At 58.3% G+C, this 19,652-nt stretch carries 16 protein-coding genes; 6 read left to right on the forward strand and 10 right to left on the reverse strand.

Annotation, left to right across the window (positions count from 1 at the left end; all coding sequences use genetic code 11):
- Positions 1-88: 88 nt before the first annotated feature.
- The 4 genes from ACR0IM_RS23550 (at position 89) to ACR0IM_RS23565 (ending at position 6,092) form a co-directional block, all read left to right on the forward strand.
- Positions 89-1,855, forward strand: a complete 1,767-nt coding sequence (locus ACR0IM_RS23550) for a PQQ-dependent methanol/ethanol family dehydrogenase (RefSeq protein ID WP_480596193.1) — start codon at positions 89-91, stop codon at positions 1,853-1,855.
- A 134-nt stretch (positions 1,856-1,989) separates the two neighbouring features.
- Complete coding sequence (locus ACR0IM_RS23555) at positions 1,990-2,688, forward strand: LuxR C-terminal-related transcriptional regulator (RefSeq protein WP_480596195.1); 699 nt, start codon at positions 1,990-1,992, stop codon at positions 2,686-2,688.
- Positions 2,689-2,720: 32 nt separating this feature from the next.
- Positions 2,721-3,878 (forward strand): FIST N-terminal domain-containing protein, encoded by a 1,158-nt coding sequence (locus tag ACR0IM_RS23560; RefSeq protein ID WP_480683385.1) that lies wholly within the window; start codon positions 2,721-2,723, stop codon positions 3,876-3,878.
- A 3-nt stretch (positions 3,879-3,881) separates the two neighbouring features.
- Positions 3,882-6,092 carry a hybrid sensor histidine kinase/response regulator gene (locus ACR0IM_RS23565; RefSeq protein WP_480683386.1) on the forward strand — a complete coding sequence of 737 codons (2,211 nt, stop codon included), beginning with the start codon at positions 3,882-3,884 and terminating at the stop codon, positions 6,090-6,092.
- Between the two features lie 103 nt (positions 6,093-6,195).
- Here ACR0IM_RS23565 and ACR0IM_RS23570 read toward each other — a convergent pair whose 3' ends face one another.
- The 9 genes from ACR0IM_RS23570 to ACR0IM_RS23610 form a co-directional block, all read right to left on the reverse strand.
- The gene (locus ACR0IM_RS23570; protein WP_480643444.1) at positions 6,196-6,537 is read right to left on the reverse strand and encodes a DUF779 domain-containing protein; all 342 of its coding nucleotides are present in this window, start codon (positions 6,535-6,537) and stop codon (positions 6,196-6,198) included.
- Positions 6,538-6,610: 73 nt separating this feature from the next.
- The gene (gene adh / locus ACR0IM_RS23575; protein WP_480596204.1) at positions 6,611-8,152 is read right to left on the reverse strand and encodes an aldehyde dehydrogenase; all 1,542 of its coding nucleotides are present in this window, start codon (positions 8,150-8,152) and stop codon (positions 6,611-6,613) included.
- 430 nt (positions 8,153-8,582) lie between these two features.
- Positions 8,583-11,369, reverse strand: a complete 2,787-nt coding sequence (locus ACR0IM_RS23580) for a bifunctional aconitate hydratase 2/2-methylisocitrate dehydratase (RefSeq protein ID WP_480683387.1) — start codon at positions 11,367-11,369, stop codon at positions 8,583-8,585.
- Between the two features lie 281 nt (positions 11,370-11,650).
- A complete protein-coding gene (locus ACR0IM_RS23585; protein ID WP_480683388.1) occupies positions 11,651-13,078 on the reverse strand; it encodes a polyamine aminopropyltransferase in 1,428 nt (475 codons plus the stop codon).
- Entirely contained in the window at positions 13,075-13,299 is a 225-nt protein-coding gene (locus ACR0IM_RS23590) for a DUF350 domain-containing protein (protein ID WP_480596211.1), read from the reverse strand. The genes ACR0IM_RS23585 and ACR0IM_RS23590 overlap by 4 nt, the downstream gene beginning before the upstream one ends.
- A gap of 10 nt (positions 13,300-13,309) precedes the next feature.
- Positions 13,310-13,474 carry a hypothetical protein gene (locus ACR0IM_RS23595; protein ID WP_480683389.1) on the reverse strand — a complete coding sequence of 55 codons (165 nt, stop codon included), beginning with the start codon at positions 13,472-13,474 and terminating at the stop codon, positions 13,310-13,312.
- A 1-nt stretch (position 13,475) separates the two neighbouring features.
- Positions 13,476-14,780, reverse strand: coding sequence for a DUF4178 domain-containing protein (locus tag ACR0IM_RS23600; protein WP_480683390.1), 1,305 nt, complete (start codon positions 14,778-14,780; stop codon positions 13,476-13,478).
- On the reverse strand, positions 14,777-15,250 hold the full coding sequence (locus tag ACR0IM_RS23605) for a DUF4178 domain-containing protein (protein ID WP_480643449.1): 474 nt from the start codon (positions 15,248-15,250) through the stop codon (positions 14,777-14,779). The genes ACR0IM_RS23600 and ACR0IM_RS23605 overlap by 4 nt, the downstream gene beginning before the upstream one ends.
- Positions 15,251-15,439: 189 nt before the next feature.
- Positions 15,440-16,123, reverse strand: a complete 684-nt coding sequence (locus tag ACR0IM_RS23610; RefSeq protein ID WP_480596217.1) for a DnaA N-terminal domain-containing protein — start codon at positions 16,121-16,123, stop codon at positions 15,440-15,442.
- A 468-nt stretch (positions 16,124-16,591) separates the two neighbouring features.
- Between ACR0IM_RS23610 and ACR0IM_RS23615 the strand changes: the two genes are divergently transcribed.
- A complete protein-coding gene (locus tag ACR0IM_RS23615; RefSeq protein ID WP_480683391.1) occupies positions 16,592-17,899 on the forward strand; it encodes an AAA family ATPase in 1,308 nt (435 codons plus the stop codon).
- A complete protein-coding gene (locus ACR0IM_RS23620) occupies positions 17,896-19,002 on the forward strand; it encodes a ParB/RepB/Spo0J family partition protein (RefSeq protein ID WP_480683393.1) in 1,107 nt (368 codons plus the stop codon). The genes ACR0IM_RS23615 and ACR0IM_RS23620 overlap by 4 nt, the downstream gene beginning before the upstream one ends.
- Positions 19,003-19,072: 70 nt before the next feature.
- Here the strand turns inward: ACR0IM_RS23620 and ACR0IM_RS23625 are convergent.
- Positions 19,073-19,652 (reverse strand): tyrosine-type recombinase/integrase (locus ACR0IM_RS23625; protein WP_480683394.1); only part of this gene is annotated, 580 nt, incomplete at its 5' end.

Raw genomic sequence — 19,652 nt, forward strand, 5'->3', positions numbered from 1 at the left:
TCAACCTGTTCCCAATAATGCACATAGCCGGAAACCCGCGCGACTAAGCGCCTGGCTTTGGAACAGATACATCATGGGAGGAGCCCACATGAATCGCTTTATCACTGCAGCAGTTGCAGGGGTCATGTTGGCTGGCGCGAGCCACGCCGGAGTGACCGAAGAAGAAATCAGGAATGACCAGTCTGTCACGTCGCAGATCGTGACCAACGGTATGGGACGCCACCTGCAGCGTTTCAGCCCGCTGGACACGCTGAACAAGGAAAACATCCATAAATTGATCCCGGCCTGGGCCTTCAGCCTGGGCGGGGAAAAGCAGCGCGGCCAGGAAACCCAGCCTCTGATTTATGACGGGGTGATGTATATCACTGGCTCTTACAGCCGTGTCTATGCCATCGACGTGAACACGGGTGAAGAGCTTTGGCAGTACGACGCACGCCTGCCCGAAGGCATCCTGCCCTGTTGTGACGTGATCAATCGCGGCGGTGCCATCTATGGCGACAATTTCTATTTCGGCACCCTGGATGCCCGCATCGTGGCGTTGGACCTGAAAACCGGCGACGTGAAATGGCGTAAGAAAATCGCCGACTACAAGGCTGGCTATTCCTATACAGCCGCACCGCTGATCGTGGACGGTCTGGTCGTGACCGGTAACTCGGGTGGTGAGTTCGGCATCATCGGTGAAGTGCAGGCGCGCGACGCCGAAACCGGCGAGCTTGTTTGGACCCGCCCGGTGATCGAAGGTCACATGGGCACGCTCAACGGTGAAGAATCCACCATGACCGGAACGCTCAACGCGACCTGGCCGGGCGATATGTGGAAAACCGGTGGAGGCGCAACCTGGCTGGGTGGTTCCTACGATGCCGACACCGATACGCTCGTCTTTGGTGCCGGCAATCCCGCACCCTGGAACAGCCATTTACGTAACGCCGGCACCCCGACAGAAGGCAACAAGGGCGACAATCTCTATGCCGCCAGCCGCATCGGCATCGACCCGAAAACCGGTGAGATCAAGTGGCATTTTCAGACCACCCCGCGCGAAGGCTGGGACTATGACGGTGTCAACGAAGTGGTCGCTTATACCGACCGCGAAGGCAACAAGCGCTTTGCCACCGCCGACCGCAACGGTTTCTTCTACGTGCTGAACCGCGAGGACGGTGCTTTTGTCAGCGCCACGCCTTTCGTCAAGGACATCTCGTGGGCCAGCGGCATCGACGAGACTGGGCGCCCGATCTTTGTAGAGGAAAACCGGCCCGGTAACCCGGCAGATGCGGCAGACGGCAAGAAGGGTGACGTGATCTTTGCCTCGCCCTCGTTCCTGGGCGGCAAGAACTGGATGCCGATGGCGTTCTCGCAGCGCACAGGAAATTTCTATGTCCCGTCGAACGAGTGGGGCATGGATATCTGGAACGAACCGATCTCGTACAAAAAAGGCGCCGCATACCTGGGCGCAGGCTTCACCATCAAGCCCAATTACGAGGACCACATCGGCAGCCTCAAGGCGATCGATCCCGACACCGGCGAGGTCAAGTGGGAATTCAAGAACGACGCACCGCTTTGGGGCGGTGTGATGACCACTGCCGGCGGCCTCGTCTTCACCGGCACGCCGGAAGGCAAGTTCATCGCCTTTGACGACGAAACAGGCGAAGAGCTGTGGTCGTTCCAGACCGGTTCGGGCATTGTTGGCCAGCCCGTAACCTGGGAGCAGGACGGAGAGCAATATGTCTCGATTGTCTCGGGATGGGGCGGCGCGGTTCCGCTCTGGGGCGGTGAAGTGGCCAAAAAGGTCAACTATTTGAACCAGGGTGGCATGGTCTGGACATTCAAGCTGCCCAAGGAACTGGCTGCAGCCGACTGATCCGGCACGGATACACTCAACCAAGAACGCGCACTCCCGAGGTGCGCGTTTGTCGTTCTACGACTTTAGGCGTATATCCTGCTAAGCCGCTACTTTGGTATGATGGCAGGCAACGCTATCTGATCTGGATTCAAATGCACGCGAACACCGACATAGCACAGGCGATCACTTTCAATTCCGCCCTAATCGTGGACGATCACCCCTTGTTTTGCGATGCCCTGTCGATGACATTGCAGGTTGTGTCGTCGATCACCAGCATGCACACCGCCCCGACTCTTCAAGGGGCGCTTGACATGATCTCGCGTGGCACTGAACCGGATCTGATCGTGCTCGATCTGAACCTGCCGGACGTGAACGGGCTTGATGGGCTTTTGCGTCTGCGCAACGCCACCAAATGCCCGATCCTTGTGGCATCGTCGATGGCCGACAATCGCATCATCAGTTCGGCAATTCACGCCGGGGCCGCCGGGTACATTCCCAAGCACAGCCAGCGAGACGTGTTCTATCAGGCGCTGGAAACTCTGAAGCGCGGGGAAACCTTCATCCCGTCCGACTGCGTTCTGCTCGAAGAAACGGACGCGGCCGAAAAGGACGATGCAATGAAGCGATTGGCATCGCTGACCAATCAGCAGGGCCGCATTCTGCAGCTGATCTGCGAAGGCAAGCTGAACAAGCAGATCGCCTATGATCTGTCGATTGCCGAGACTACGGTCAAAGCGCATGTCACCGCGATCATGCGGAAACTGGGTGTTCAGAGCCGTACGCAGGCGGTACTGATCGCAAAGCAGACCAGCTTTGCAAATGTCTTGCACGACCAAACACCACACGGCTAGTCTGGCCCGCGGTTTTCAGGGGAGGAAATGAGATGGGCCATATTCATGGTCTGTCCGGGGCGGCACAAATCGTGCGGTCTGGACAAGTCGATTGCCTGGCCCCGGATGCGGTTGCGCAACTGGCCAGGGCGCTCAGCCCCGGAGATCTGTCCCTGGTTTTACTGTTTCTGTCTCCGGAAACTGATGTGTCCCGGCTGATCGACGAAGCCCAGCGGGTTTTTGCACCAGCCCAGGTGGTTGGCTGCACCACGGCCGGAGAGATCGGCGAAAAGGGTTATACCGATGGCAAGATCGTGGCTGTCGGGTTTCCGCAAACCCACTTTCACACCCGGACCATCCTCATCGACGATCTCGATCGGTTTGACGCCCAGAACCTGATCGAGCGCATGATCCGCAACCGAAACCATATGGCGCGGGAAACGCCGGGCTGGATCTCGGATTTTACCTTTCTGTTAATCGACGGACTGTCCACCAAGGAAGATATGCTAACGTCGCAACTGTCCGTCGGACTCGGACCAGTCCCCTTTTTTGGCGGTTCGGCCGGCGACGGCACTGATTTCGGAAAAACTTATGTGCTGCATGGTGGGCGCGCGCATTCCAACGCCGCCATTCTCATTCAGGTCCGCAGCCGCTGCCCTATCCACGTTTTCAAGACCGACCATCTCATCCCGGCCCAGAAACGCATGGTGGTGACCGGAGCCGATCCGGCCCGGCGCATCGTCCACGAGATCAATGCCGAACCGGCTGCGCGGGAATACGCACGTCTGCTCGACAAGGATCCCGAGCAGTTGACAACCTTTACTTTTGCGGCCCATCCGGTGGTGGTGCAGATCGGTGATCAGCACCATGTGCGCGCGATCCAGCAGGTGGCCGAAAACGGCGATCTGGTGTTTTTCTCGGCCATTGACGAGGGTGTCGTCCTCACGCTGGCCGATGCCGAGAATATGGTCACGCATCTGTCCCGTGAAATGGCGGCCCTGTCTGAGCAGAAACAGCCGGAAATCGTGCTGGCCTGCGATTGCATCCTGCGCCGCCTCGAAGCCCAGCAGAAGCAGATGACAACCGACATCTCACGGGTGCTCGGGGAAAACCGGGTTGTCGGCTTTTCCACCTATGGCGAACAGGTCAACTCGATGCATGTGAATCAGACGCTCACAGGCGTCGCGATTTATCCGCCCGAGGATGGCTGAGCCATGACCAGCGAACTGATCGATCCCCGGGACACGCTCGAGCGTCAAAACGAAAAACTGCTTAAGATCACCGAAACGCTGATGCGGCGGGTCGAACAGAGTTCCGAAGCCTCAGGTGCCGCCTACACCCAGTTTCAGCGGGCGGTGATGCTTGAGGAGGAAGTGCGCTCGCGTACCAAGGAACTCGAGCACGCGCTGGATCTATTGAACGTCTCGAACGCGAAACTGGCAGATGCCAACGCCGAAACCGAAGCGGCCCGGGCCAACCTCGCCAATGCGATCGAGACGTTGAAAGAAGGGTTCGCCCTATTCGATCCAAGCGATGCGCTGGTCATGTGCAACAGCCGGTTCAGCAAGCAGATGCGGGATATTTATCACCTGCTCAAGCCGGGGCTGAATTTCGAAAACTATGTCCACCTGATCGCCCACAGCCCCTATCTGTCGCTGCCCGATGGCGAAACTCCACAGGGTTGGGAGGCCTACCGACTGGCCCAGCACAAGAACAGTCACGCCGCCTTTAGCGTCCGCTTGGCCGACAACCGCTGGCTGCAAGTCAGCGAGCATCGCACGCCGGATGGCGGCACCGTGATCATCCAGACTGACATCACCGAAATGATGCGGCTCGAGTTACAGGAACGCGAACGCCTGCTGGACGATCAGGCAAAGCTGATCAAGGCCACGCTCGAGCATCTGAATCAAGGCGTTCTTATCTTTGACGACCAAAGCCAGCTTGTTGGCTGGAACCGCCGCGCCGGTGAGCTTTTGGCGATACCGGCAAACCAGATGCAGCTTGGAACCTTTTTCTCATCGTTCTACCGCGAAATCCGTGACGATCTGGAATTCCTTGGCCCGATCGACAATACCGATGTCGAAGCCTGGGTGGCGAGCAAGACCACGCGCGCTCCGCTGTCATTCGAAATTGGCATTGGCGCCGATCGTGTCCTCGCCGTCTTTGCCCAACAGATGCCCGATCAGGGATTCGTGATCAGCTTCACCGACATCACTGCGGAACGGGCGGCCGTCCGCGCAATCAAGCAAGCGAACGAAACCCTCGAACAGCGCGTGGCCACACGTACCCTGGACCTTGAGGACGCTTTGTCCGAAGCCGAACGGGCGAATGCTTCGAAATCGCGCTTTGTTGCCGCGGCGAGCCACGACCTGTTGCAACCACTTTCAGCGGCAAAGCTCTATGTGGCATCCCTCGATTGCGATCTGCAACGGTCCGAACTTCGCGAACGCGTTTCCAAAGTCAGCAATGCGCTGGTCAGTGTCGAGCAGATCCTCGCGGCCCTGCTGGATATTTCCAAACTGGATTCAGGTCTCGCTTCGGTCGACGTCTCGTCGATCAACCTGCGGGACATGCTGACCCAGCTAAACGATGAATTGGAACCACTGGCCCGGAAAAAAGGGTTGGAGTTTCGACTGGTCAACTGTGACGCGTGGGTCGAAAGCGACGCATCCTATCTGCGCCGCATCCTTCAGAACCTTGCTTCGAATGCAATTCGATATACGGAACATGGCAAGGTGTTGGTCGGCGTACGGCGCGGTTCGGGTTCGGTCCGTGTCGAAGTCTGGGACACGGGCCCCGGCATCCCCGAGGATCAGCAGGAGAAAGTGTTTTATGAGTTCCACCGCCTGAACGCGACGGCCAATCCGACCGAGGGCATGGGCCTTGGTCTCGCCATTGTCGAACGCGCCTGCCGCCTTCTGCAACACCCATTGCACCTTTCCTCGCATGTAGGGTACGGCACCTGCTTTAAAGTTGAACTGCCGGTCAGCGCGGCGACCCCAAGCAAACAACCCGCCAAAATTCCCGCCTCAAGCGGCAAATCACTGGAACACCAGATCGCTGTACTGATCGAAAACGACGCCGAGCTGCGCTCCGCCATGACCATCACTCTGGACAATTGGGGACTTGATGTGTTGCCCTGTGCGAACCTGGAAGAGGCCCAAGAACTGCTGCGGGAAGTCGATACAGCTCCGAACGTAATCATAGCCGATTATCAACTGGATAACGGGGCGCTCGGTATCGATGCAATCAACTCGATCCGCGCCATACATGGTCCGGTGCCGGCCTGTCTGGTGACTGCCAACCGCTCGCGCGATCTGCAGGGGATCTGCGAAACGCTCGACGCGGCTCTGTTTTACAAACCGATTGATCCGGACGAGCTTCGCGGATTTCTGGAAGATGCATTGGCAGGGACCGGGGACTAAATCTGCTTTAGTGTCTGTAAGGCGGCCCCGGACAGCGGGTTAGAGCATTGGGTTACAGTTATTCAGTATTTGTTCCGACACGCATCTGCTGCACACGATCCACCTAGCGTAAACAGACATCCGACCGCGTCAGGAACCGCCGCCCCGATCCATTTTCAAGCGAGAACATGCCGCCGATCCCATCAATCGCATCGACGATCAGGTTCGTGTGTTTCCAACGTTCGTATTGATCAGCGTTCATGTAGAATGGAACATCACCAATCATACCGACCAGAACATCGTTGTCCCCGACTATGTAGTCGTCCTGCTGAAAGCACATTGGGGCCGAGCCGTCACAACATCCACCCGACTGGTGAAACAGCAGATGCTCTCCAAACCGGCTTTTGAGATCCGCAATAAGCGCCAAAGCTGCGTCGGTCGCGGTAACGGTCATGGTGTCGGTCATTGCGTGGCCTTTCGGGAACACAAAGGAAAAGCCGTCCCCGAATTTCAGCGGGGACGGCCTGTTCGTGGATTGCTTAGAAGAAGCCAAGCGCGTTGGGGCTGTAGCTGACCAGAAGGTTCTTGGTCTGACGGTAATGATCCAGCATCATCTTGTGGGTCTCACGACCGATGCCCGACTGCTTATAGCCGCCAAAGGCCGCGTGGGCCGGATAGGCGTGGTAGCAGTTGGTCCAGACACGACCGGCCTGAATTTCACGGCCAAACCGGAACGCGCGGCTGCCGTTGCGGGTCCAGACACCGGCACCGAGGCCGTAGAGCGTGTCGTTGGCGATTTCCAGCGCTTCGGCGTCGTCCTTGAATGTGGTGACCGACAAAACCGGGCCAAAGATCTCTTCCTGGAAGATCCGCATCTTGTTGTGGCCCCTGAACACGGTGGGTTCGATATAGTTGCCACCTTCGACACCAGGCAGAGTCGACACGTTGCCACCGGTCAGCAATTCGGCGCCTTCATCCTTGCCCAGTTGCAGGTAGGAAGCGATTTTTTCCTTCTGTTCGATCGAGGCCTGCGCACCGATCATCGTGTCCATGCTCAGCGGGTTGCCCTGCTTGACCGCCTTTACGCGCTCCAGAGCGCGGGCAATGAAATCGTCGTAGATCGATTCCTGGATCAACGCGCGCGAGGGGCAAGTGCAGACCTCGCCCTGGTTCAAGGCAAACATGGTGAAACCTTCGAGGCATTTGTCGAAGAATTCATCATCCGCTTCCATCACGTCTTCAAAGAAGATGTTCGGTGATTTGCCGCCCAGTTCCAGGGTGACCGGGATCAGGTTCTGCGACGCATACTGCATGATCAGGCGCCCGGTGGTGGTTTCGCCGGTGAAGGCGATCTTGGCGATGCGGTTAGAAGAGGCAAGCGGCTTCCCGGCTTCGAGGCCATAGCCGTTGACGATGTTGAGAACTCCAGCAGGAAGGACATCGGCGATCAGCTCAGCCAGAACCAGAATCGAGGCCGGGGTCTGTTCGGCAGGTTTCAGAACAACGCAGTTGCCTGCGGCCAGCGCTGGCGCCAGTTTCCAGACCGCCATCAGAAGCGGGAAGTTCCACGGAATAATCTGACCAACAACGCCCAGCGGTTCGGGGATGTGATAGGCATAGGTGTCGCCGTCGATTTCCGAGACATGGCCCTCTTCGGCACGGATGCAGCCGGCAAAGTAACGCCAGTGATCGACGCACAGCGCCAGATCAGCAGCGATGGACTCGCGGATCGGCTTGCCGTTGTCCAGAGTTTCAGCGGCTGCCAGGGTCTGGGTGTTGGCCTCCATGATGTCGGCAATCTTGAGCAGCATGTTGGCGCGCTCGGTGGTCGAGGTCTTGCCCCAGGCCGGGAACGCGGCGTGGGCGGCGTCTAGCGCTGCCTCGATGTCATCAGCGTTCGATCGGGCGATTTCGCAAATCACTTCGTTGGTGATCGGTGTGGTGTTTTCGAAATACTGGCCCGATTTGGGTTCAACGAATTCACCGTTGATGAAGTTGCCATAGCGCGCTTTGAATGGGAATTCGACGCCAAGGTGCGAGGTGTCCAGCGCAGTGCTGACCTGTACGTTTTGAATGTTCATGTCATTCCTCCCCTTTAAAAGAGTTCCAAGAAATGCAGCGAATCCCATGGCCTCAATCCTCATTGGTTCAGGCACCGGACCGGTGCTGGGCCAAACATAGGAAGTAGAACAGTGTTTCGATATTGTACCTTGGTCTGAGCGACTTAGGTCTCATTCAGCACATGTGCGGGTTCAAATCGTTCAGATCCCCCTCGGCTGCTCAGGGCGGCATCGCGGTCGCCAACATGATCCCAAAGAGGCAATTCCCCAGCACTGCGACGTCTGGCTTGCTGCTATTTACCGAGATCGCAGCATGGGTGTTTCCAGGAAGTCGCAGACTCTGGCCGTGCCAAAAGCTTGCGGCACAAACGCTGGTTTTAAAACTGACAGGCGTTTCAACGCCGTGTCGGAAAAGATCAGGCCGGTTCAAATTGAACCGGCCTGAAAAATTTTAAAAGTGCGCCGACTTGGTGTTTTCAGGCACCACCGGCGGGGCGAACTTGGTCAGGTCAATGCCTTCGACCGCTGCTTTGTATTCTTCGATCTTCGGCGTCCGGCCCAGGATGGCCGACAGCACGACAACCGGGGTCGAGGCCAGCAGGCTTTCGCCTTTCTTGTCCGGCGCATCTGCCACGACACGGCCCTGGAACAGGCGGGTCGACGTGGCCAGAACCGTGTCACCCTTGGCGGCTTTCTCCTGGTTACCCATGCAGAGGTTACAGCCGGGACGCTCAAGGTAGAGAATGTTCTCATACTCGGTGCGTGCCTGTGTTTTCGGGAACAGGTCGTCGAATTCGAAGCCCGAGTATTTCTCGAGCACTTCCCAGTCGCCCTCTTCCTTCAACTCGTCGATGATGTTGTAGGTCGGTGCCGCGACCACCAGCGGGGCCTTGAATTCGACCTTGCCGGTTTCCTTTTCCAGATTCTTCAGCATCTGCGCGACGATCTTGATGTCACCCTTGTGCACCATGCACGAGCCAACAAAGCCCAGATCAACGTGCTTTTCAGCATTGTAGTACGAGATCGGACGGATCGTATCGTGGGTGTACCGCTTGGAAACGTCGGCATTGTTGACATCCGGGTCGGCGATCATCGGCTCGACGATCTGGTCAAGATCGACGACGACCTCGGCGGAGTATTTCGCATTGTCATCCGGGGTCAGTGCCGGTTTTTCACCCGACTTGATCTCGGCAATGCGGGCATCAGCGATGTTGATCAGCTTTTGCAGCATGCCGTTATCATGCTCCATGCCCTTGTCGATCATGATTTGGATGCGCGACTTGGCCAGTTCCAGCGAACCGATCAGGGTGTCGTCGTTGGAGATACAGACCGAGGCCTTGGCCTTCATCTCGGCGGTCCAGTCGGTGAAGGTAAAGGCCTGGTCCGCCAGCAGCGTGCCGATATGCACTTCGATCACGCGGCCCTGGAACACGTTGTCGCCATGCTGTTCCAGCATCTGCGCCTGCGTGGCGTGCACTACGTCGCGGAAGTCCATGTGGTCGGCCATTTTGCCTTTGAACGTCACCTTGACCGATTCCGGGATCGGCATCGAGGCTTCACCGGTTGCCAGCGCCAGCGCCACGGTGCCCGAGTCGGCCCCGAAGGCCACACCTTTGGACATGCGGGTGTGGCTGTCGCCGCCAATGATAACCGACCAGTCATCCACCGTGATGTCGTTCAGCACCTTGTGGATCACGTCGGTCATCGCATGATAGACGCCTTTGGGATCGCGACCGGTGACAAGGCCGAAATCGTTCATGAACTTCATCAGGCGAGGCGTGTTTGCCTGTGCCTTGGCATCCCAAACCGATGCAGTGTGACAACCCGACTGATAGGCACCATCAACGATAGGGGACACGACTGTCGCGGCCATCGATTCAAGTTCCTGCATGGTCATCAGGCCGGTGGTGTCCTGCGACCCGACGATGTTGACCTTCACACGCACGTCCGAACCGGCGTGCAGGGTCTTGCCCGGAGTTGTGCCGACAGCGTTCTTGTTGAAGATCTTCTCAACCGCGGTCAGGCCCTGACCTTCGTGGCTGATCTCTTTCGATGGAGCAAAGACCAGAGGTGCTTCGACACCCAGCGTCTCGGCCGCAAATGTCTGTAGCTTCTTGCCGAAAACAATGGCGTAGGAACCGCCCGCCTTCATGAATTCCACTTTCTGCGGCGTGAAGGACGCGGACACATCCACCAGTTCTTCACCATCTTCGCTCAGCAGCTTGTGCTCTTTGGTGTTGATCTTCAGCACCGTGCCGGTCGCGACCGAATACTTCTCTTCAAGAATCGGGTTGCCGTCATTGTTCAGGATCGCGTTGCCGTCTTCGTCGACCTTCTTGACCCAGTTCTTCAGGTCGATGCCGATACCGCCGGTCACACCCACGGTGGTCAGAAAGATCGGCGAGATGCCGTTGGTGCCTGCAACGATCGGTGCGATGTTGACAAATGGCACATAAGGGCTGGCCTGTTTACCGGCCCACAGCGCTACGTTGTTCACGCCCGACATCCGGGATGAACCCACGCCCATGGTGCCCTTTTCGGCGATCAGCATCACGCGCTTTCCGGGGTGCTGAATTTTCAGGGCTTCGATTTCCTGCTGCGCTTTCTCGGTGACAAAGCACTGACCGTGCAGTTCCCGGTCCGCGCGCGAGTGCGCCTGGTTGCCCGGCGACAGCAGGTCAGTCGAGATATCGCCCTCGGCCGCGACATAGGTCACGACTTGAACCTCTTCGTCGACGTCGGGCAGCTTGGTGAAAAACTCTGCCTTGGCATAGCTTTCCAGAATGTCTTTCGCTACCGCGTTGCCAGCCTCGAAAGCGGCCTTCAATCGGTCGGTGTCGGCGTCATACAGGAAGACCTGCGACTTCAGAACCTCGGCGGCCTGACCCGCGATCGCGGCATCGTCACCCAGCGCCAGGTCCAGCAGAACCTCAACCGAGGGGCCGCCTTTCATGTGCGACAGAAGTTCGAACGCAAAGGGAACCGAGATTTCCGCGACCAAGGCCTCGCCCAGAATGATCTCTTTCAGGAACTTGGCCTTTTCACCTGCGGCGCTGGTTGTGCCGGGCAGCGTGTTGTAGATGAAGAAGTTCAGCGACTCCGCCCGGTGTTCATTGCCGACATCCTTGATCTGATCGACAATCTCTTTGACAAGGGCGCCATGATCGATGGGCTTGGGGTGCAGCCCCTGTTCCTTACGGGTTTCGATTTCGCTGAGGTAGTCTGTATAAAGGCTCATGGCTGATCCGGCTGTTTGCAATTTATGACGCTGTCTGCCGGATTCGCGGTGCTCTGGCGAGACCCGGCGTTTTGTTTGTATGCGGCGGTATACCATTCTGCGGAGAATATCAAGGGACCATCTGCGCCGATCGAACGCGTTCGGGTGATGAACGCCTTGGCTGCGGCTCATCGAAACCAGTAGTCCCAGCCGTCCAGATAGTACCCGGTCAGAACATGGGTCTGCAGCGTATTGGGTTCGACTGCGACGCGGTCCATGTCCGAGCCGAACGCCTGCGCTGCCTACCACACGTCATCGGTCAGAAAACTCAGCCCCTTTGGCAGGTTCAGATCCCGACCCGGCAGCGGTTCGGGTGAGGCCAGCACAAACCCCCACTCGCCGAAACTGGGCACATAGCTGTGATAAGGCAAAGTATGCAGCCCTCGCCCCGGGTGCTGCGGATTACGGCTGCTGTTCAGGGTTTCCACCACCGACCAGAAGGCCTGCCGCGCAAAGAATGGTGACCCGGCCTGTGTGACCAACAGCCCCTGCCCGCTCAGCCGCTCGACAGCCAGCCCGTAGAATTGCCGTGTATATAGCCGCGACAACGCGATGGATTTCGGGTCCGGCAGATCAATGAGGATCACGTCAAAGACCCGGTCCTCCCCTTCCAGGAATTTCCACGCATCCTTGTTGACGATGGTGACGCGCGGATCGGACAAGACCCTGTCGTTCAATGCCGACAGGTCCGGATGGTCGCGGAACACCTGTGTGACGCGAGGATCAAGATCAACCAGCGTCACGCTTTCGACGTCTGCGTAACGCAGCACCTCACGCACGGCCATACCGTCGCCGCCACCGAGAACCAGAATATCCACCCGCCGCGGAGCAAGCGCCATGGCCGGATGCACCAGCGGCTCGTGATAGCGGTGCTCATCCAGCGTATCGAACTGGATCGAGTGGTTCAGGAACAGACGCACCCGGTCACGATAGCGCGTCACCGTGATCTGCTGATAGGGCGTCGCCTCGGACAGGATCACGTCATCCTCGAACAGTTCCGCCTCTGTGACCGAAACCAGTTTCTCGGAATGCCACAACGCCACCATGGTCGCTGCAAAGGCCAGCACCCAGACGCCCACCTGCAACCGGCTGGCCCAGTGCCGGAACAGGAACAGCGACAGCCCCGCCACCGCCAGATTCAACCCGCCAAAGGCCAGACTGGCCGACATCAGTCCCAGATGCGGGATCACCAGCAAGGGAAAAGCCAGCGAGGCCACCAGCGCACCCACGTAATCGACGCTCAGGACATTTTCGAACCGGAACTTCAGCGCGCCGATCTCTTCCAGTACCCGCGCGATCAGGGGTATTTCCATCCCCGACAGCACCCCGATGGTGAACAGCGCCGCATAAAGCGGGGTCGCCACATGCCCCATCCACGCATAGTTCAGAAACAGCACTGGCGCCATGAAGCCACCGACGATCCCCAACAGGATCTGCGCCCAGACAAAGCCGGAAAACGCGTGCGTGACATAGCGCGACAGCCACGCGCCCAGCCCCATGGCCGACAGGAATATCCCGATGACCAGTGAGAACTGCCGTACCGAATCCCCCAGCAGATAGCTGGAGAGCGTGGCCGCGATCAGCTCATAGATCAGCCCGGCGACGGCAACCAGAAACGTCGCGGCCAGCAGCCACGCGGCGCGGGCCTCAACCGCCCGGGCCGCCGTCATGACAGGATGACGGCCGCGATGATGATGGCAACCGAGACGAACAGCAGCCCGATCAGGATCGACAGCGCCACGTTCTGGTCATGCTCGATCTCGCGCACGATCGAAAACGGGGTCAGCCAGTCGATGACCTTCCACACCACCCACATCAGCGTGACACCGAGAAAAGTGTAAAAGATTGTGCTGATAATCTCTGCAATCTGAATGGCTGCTAAATAGTCCATGATGTCCCCGTTATTTCACGCGATTTGATCGATAATAGCCGCCGCCGTCGCTGCCGACGCGAACCGACCTGTCCGGGTCACGGCTTTCACCGCCGTAACCGTAGTAAGTTACGTATCCCGTGGCCCCCACGGCCGCGGTGGAAATCAATAGGAAGATGATCCGGAAAGCTGTCACATTAATCCTCGTCCACCCAGTCAGTCCCCGACCAGCGCGCCTTTCGATGCAGCCATTTACGCCCGAACTGATACAGGAACAACGCCCCGAAGACCGCGCCCAGATAGGCCATCCACTTGCCGGTGAACAGACCCGTCCGGACATCCAGTGACAGGTGGGTGAACGGTTCACCTGACGGATGTTGCCGTCCGTTCCCCCCATGCCACAGCCCTTTTTCGGCCGCCGAGAGCGTCAGAGTGTAGGTTCCGCTGATTTCAGGTCGAAAGCGCAGCCGGGTCGCCGGGGACCCTTCGCTCCAGTTGCCATCGGAATCACGGCCGGAATAGGATTCGATGGTGCGACCGGTCTCGAACACCGGCTGGCCGTCAGGGTCCAGCATCTCCATCTCCAGATAGGCCCAGCTGTTCCGCAAGTTCCCGGCCACCCGGATCGAGGTCAACCTGTTGTCGGCCACCAGCGGAATGGCGATCTCAACCGGAAGGTCCCGCAGGTCCACTTTGGTGTTGCGCAGCACGACCCGCCCGTCCTGCACGTTGAACGCCAAAGCCGTCACCAGGCAAATGGCCGCGAACACAAACGAACTCCACAACAGGAACCAGTAGTTTTGCCCTGCCACAAAGGGTTGCAACGGATGGACGCGGTAGGGCTTGAGGTCCAGCGTAACGCCAAAGGCCGCTTCGGCCTCGGCCTTGGTCACATAGATCGAACGGTAGGTTTCGCGCTCGCTGCCCGTTTGCGAAAACGCAAGCATCGCCGAGTTGGACATGGCCGTGACGGTCACCGTCCTCTCACCGAACTTTGGCCGCCAGGTAAATTCGCCTTCGACATAGGTGATCTTGCTGGTCGTGGTCTCGTAGTAGCGGAATGGTTCCCTATTGATATGAATGGTTGGTCGATGCTCAGCGCTTTCCACCACGTATTCGGACAGCCAGCCTGTTCCCCTGTATCGACGCGAAAACACCAGGTGGTCGTTCTCAAGGGTCAACCAGGCATAGCCATGGGTAGGCGAATAAAGCTGATGATCGATCCAGGTGAATTCGCGCCCCGCCCAGCGTTCGGTGTGCTGGATCAGGCCGATTATGACAAACTCGACGTCATACAATCTGCCGCGCATCCCGATCGACAGCGGTGTATCTGGTCGCTTCAGCCCGGCGAACCTACGCAGAACCTTATAATTGTCCTGTGCATTCAATTCTGATCCGCAAAATTCGCAGATTTTGACCACTACCCGTCCACCGCCCAAAACGTCCAATCCTGCTCCGCAGGAGGTGCAATTGATGGATGTAAGCTCGGGTGTCCGGGTCATGCCTGTATCTGCACCTTCACACCGAACGGGTCGTGCCAGCGCCCCTCATACCACGCTGTGTTTTCGCCCCAGAACTCACCGGAAAGCAGCCGGAAACCATCGGTCGAGGCATTGACGAACCGATATGTCTCGCCCACCTGCAGTTCCTCGTTGAACTGCCCGCGCAAGGCGATGCACTCGGCCTGTTCGACTTCGGTTACGGTGTAGGTGGCACCGTCGAAGTCCAGCGTCTCGCCGGGTTTGAACGGAGGCTGGGACTTAGGTATCTGCGCTTCCGGGATGCGGACTTGTTCAACAACGTCGCCTTCGTCCACTGAAATCCACGAGGTCGCGCCCTTTTTCGAAATCCCGCAGTATTCGTCCCAGAACCCCCGCCCATAGGAAAAGCGCGCGTGGCCGAGGATCTGAATGGTCTTGCGCCCCAGTTCGATGGTGTCTCCGACAGCGAACAGCAGCGGTGCATCATGCATCACACCTTGATCTCCGGCCTGCTCGATGTGGTCGCCCTTCAAAAACAGGGTTGTGCCACATGACGAGCAGGTCACGAGCTTGGCGGCTTTCAAAATGATCGGGCATAAAGACCCGCAATTTGGGCAATTAAAATCCTGCATCGCTTCAGGTCGCGCATAGAGGTGAAAACTTCAAGCTGTGATTGAACCCTACTCCGTAGCTTCGACCCGGACACTACGCACATCCGGGTCAACGCGGCTGTAGGCAGCCAGCAACCTCCCATTCCATTTTTGCGCGATATAGTCCGCCATGAACCGCGACGGCGCCACAAGTGTAACCGCCCCCCCTGCCCTGTCGGCTTCGGCCAGATGCCGAAACCAGCTAGCCCAAAGCTCGGGGTCTCGTCCGTGCAGGATGGCCTGAACTTGCGTCCAGACATCCCCATCCGAAGTATCCGGCGGCGCCGGTTTGGCCGTAAAAGGTACCACATTGGTGTCTGACTCAGGTTCCTCTGTCATTCGCGCCAGGAAATCGGGCCCGATTGTCGGCCACACTTCGGACGTGTCGATCATCAACTGTTTCAGATCCAGCTCATAGACCGCGACGCGCCCGCGGGCTGCGGGGCGCTTGACCGCGATCCAGCCCATTGTCCGCAGCTTGGCCATTTCACGTTTGACGGTGCGTTCGTTCACCGACCACAAACGGGCGATTTCCTCTCGGCCGATCGACAGCTCATTGTTGCGCCAGTTGTATCGGGTTGTGATCAGGGCGATGATCCGCAGGATGCTGCGCTGCCGATGCTTGTCGCCCGACAGGGCGTGCACGGTCAGTGCTGACAATATATCATACTTGATCGCCGGCGCATTTCGCCCGACCGGTTTTGCAACCTGCATTCCAGTTCTCACCGCTCTGTCTGCCTCAGACGGTTTATACCGCCAACGTCGCGCTGTTTGCCAACGCTTTTCGCCTTGATGTCCTGATTAGCGTCCAATCGGACGATTCTGTCAAGCGGAGTCTGAATTGAAGCCAGATCCCGGCTTGTCCCAAATCAAAAATCAAAAAGAATATTGGTGAAGTATTGGTGATGGGGGACATACTGGCTGTCCCCTTATTGAGTGGTTTTGTCCCCCCATATGGGGTGGTGTCAGCCTTTATGTCCCCCTAAATCCTGTTTCAGAGCCGGTGAATTCGTCCCGCTCCGAATCATCTGGGCTTCGAATCGGCCAACACGCGCGAAGCCCTTTATTTCTTACCCGTGGGTAAGATCACAGTGTCATCATATTTCCTTTTGCCTAAAGCGCAAATCAAGCGTAAATAGGAAACACATAAAAAATAGCGTCCCAAACGATGAGACTTGAGGCATGTACACGCACGAAGACCTGAACGCATTGCGCAATCAGTCCCTCAAACTGCAGGGCTGGATTCGCCAGCAGACCTTCAGCCCCGAGATGGAGAAGACCCTCCGCCGGTTTTCAAGCTGGGAGGTGTCCGAGCTGATCTTTCGCGTCAATCAATCGACTTTCCGCGGCAAGCTTGCGGCTGATCCATCCCTTCCCGGCGGTGAAGTGGAGCCCGAAGGCCGTCAGCGCTGGTTCAGCCTGGAAGAGGTGAATGAGCTGCGTCGGCGGCTCAAGGTGAACCGCAAGTCGCTGATGCCACCCCGGCCCGTGGGCAAGCGTGCCATCCGAGCTGCGGTAGCCAACTTCAAAGGTGGCGCGGGCAAGTCCACAGTCGCCCTGCACCTGGCCCATGCGGCGGCGCTGGATGGCTATCGCGTGCTGGTGGTGGATTTCGACCCACAAGCGACGCTAAGCCATTCCATGGGTCTGACCGACGTGGCCGAGGACTTCACCGTTTGGGGCATCATGGCTCGAGACCTGATCCGCGAGACCGGGCGGATGAACAGCCGCCCTGCCGCCGCCGAATCCGGAACCGCCCTGCCCCGCCGCGAATTGCCGCCCTCGATCACCGATATGGGGCTTGGTGATCTGCGCATATCGGATTTCATAAAGCAGAGCTCGTGGTCGACCATCGATGTCATTCCCTCCTGCGCCAACGCGGCCTTCGTGGAATTTGCTTCGGCGCAGTACCGGCACCTGAACCCCGAATGGTCGTTCTTTGCCGCCGTGTCACGGTATCTGGATCAGATCCCGGACGATGCTTATGACCTGATCCTGTTCGATTGCCCGCCTGCCATTGGGTATCAGTCGATGAACGCGGTTTTTGCCGCTGACATGCTTTATGTACCTTCAGGGCCCGGATATTGGGAATACGACTCGACCACCTCCTTCATCGGTCAGTTGGCCGAGGCGTTGGAGGATCTGGCTTATGGCTTCGACAAGACCTTACCCACGGGTAAGATCGGCCTGCCCAAGACGTTCTGCGAGATACGCTTTCTGCTGACCCGGTATGAACCGGGCAACGCGCTGCATTTGGCCATGTTCGATGCGTTCAGGAAAGTGTTCGGTGAGCATGTCGCCGAACATCCGGTGGAAATGACCCGCGCCGTCGAGCAATCCGGTCGCTTCCTGAGTTCGGTCTACGAGATGGATTACCGCGAAATGACGCGGGAAACCTGGCGCCGCGCGCGCTCGACCTTTGATAATGTGTATGAAGAATTCCGGGGCGTGATGCTGTCGGCCTGGGACAAGCTGGAGGATGACGCATGAGCCGTAAACGCAGAATGTTTGACATCGACATGCCGGCCATGGAGGACATCCCGGTCGGCAAGGTTCCGGACAAGGTGCTTGAGAAACGGCGCGGTCCGATGGCCACGGCAATCTCGGAAAACGCCGACGCCCTGCGCGATCAGCAATCGACCGAAGAAACCATCCGGGCCGAAAACGACCGCTTGGCGCACGAGCTTGTCCGCTTGCGGTCCGAAGGTCTGGTGACCGAACATGTGGCTCTGGCGGACGTGGTCACCGAGAAGTTGACCCGAGACCGCAAGCCCGGCCCTGACCCTGAGCTGGACGAGTTGAAAGACTCAATCCGTGATATCGGCCTGTCGAACCCGATCCGGTTGGAACGTCGTTCCGATGGTCGTTTCGACCTGATCCAGGGCATGCGTCGCCTTTCGGCATATCAGGCGCTGTTCGAGGAGACCGGTGAAGAAATCTATTCCAAAATCCCGGCTGGCATCTCCGACGCGAGTGATTTGAATGACAGTTATCGCCGCATGGTGGATGAGAACCTGATCCGCAAGGATATCTCATTTGCCGAAATGGGGGCGCTGGCCCGGGCCTATGCTGACGATCCGGCCAATGACTGCGCCGATGTCGACAAGGCGGTTGCGATCCTGTTCAAATCCGCCAGCTATACCAAGCGCAGCTATATCCGGTCTTTCGCCAGCTTGCTGATGATGCTGGACAAGGTGCTGATGCATCCCAACGATATTCCGCGCAATTTGGGGGTCGAGTTGAAACGCAAGCTCGACGCCAGTCCGGGCTTGATCCGTCAGGTCAGCACTGCGGTGATGAGTGAACCGGATCGTGACGGCCCGCGTGAAGTGGCAATACTGCGGTCGTTTGTTGAAGCCGAAGGGAGCGTCCCCAAGAGACCGGTCACCGCTTCGGGTGGAAAAACGCGGCGTGCAAAAACCACATTCCAGGTGTCGGGACGGGCAGGGGTTGCGAAATGCTCAGCCTCTAGCGGGCGGCTCGAATTGCGCTATGACCTGGATTTCTCACGCGTCGACCGTGCCCGGCTGGAGCAGGCAATTGCAACTCTGATCGGCGATCTGCAGGAAGAGGACGATCTTACCCACGGGTAAGGATTTGATATCGAATTCTGCACTGTGACGAACGCCGGGCCAATCGCCCGGCGTTTCCCGTTATCGAAAGTCACCCCAGCAGATTAGTCGCCGGGTTTTCTGCGATATCGACATCGTCATAATATTTCTGCGCCTGTACCATGGAGCGGTGCAGGGACAGGCGCATGGCGGCCTGGATCGGGGCCCCGTCGAGTGCAGCCTGGGTCAGGAAGCCGGACCGCAGCCCGTGCGGTGAGGCAAAGCCTTCAGGCAGGCCTGCGAGTTTCAACCGGTGTTTGATGATCTGATAGATCGCATCCGGTGACAGGCGGCGCTTCAGCACCCGGTCGGCCTTGGAGACCGGGCGGAACAGGGGGCCGTCGCTGATCTGGCCAACCTCAATCCAATGCACCAGTGCCTGCGCGGCGCGCGCCTTGAGCACCAGCCGGGGCGTTTCACCCTTGATCGTGGTCTTGGTCTCCAGCAGCGAGAGCCAGACCACACCTTCCTTTTCGAACGCTTTCAGGCTGACATCCTCGCGCATCAGTGCCGTGATCTCGGAGCGCCGTCTACCACCAGAGGCCCAGCCCAGCATCAGGATCGCCCGGTCGCGACAATCCCGGCGGGAGCCGCGGCAGGTGGCCAGCAGCTGTTCCAGCACATCGCGGGTG

The sequence above is a fragment of the Ruegeria sp. BF6 genome, assembly GCF_056538665.1.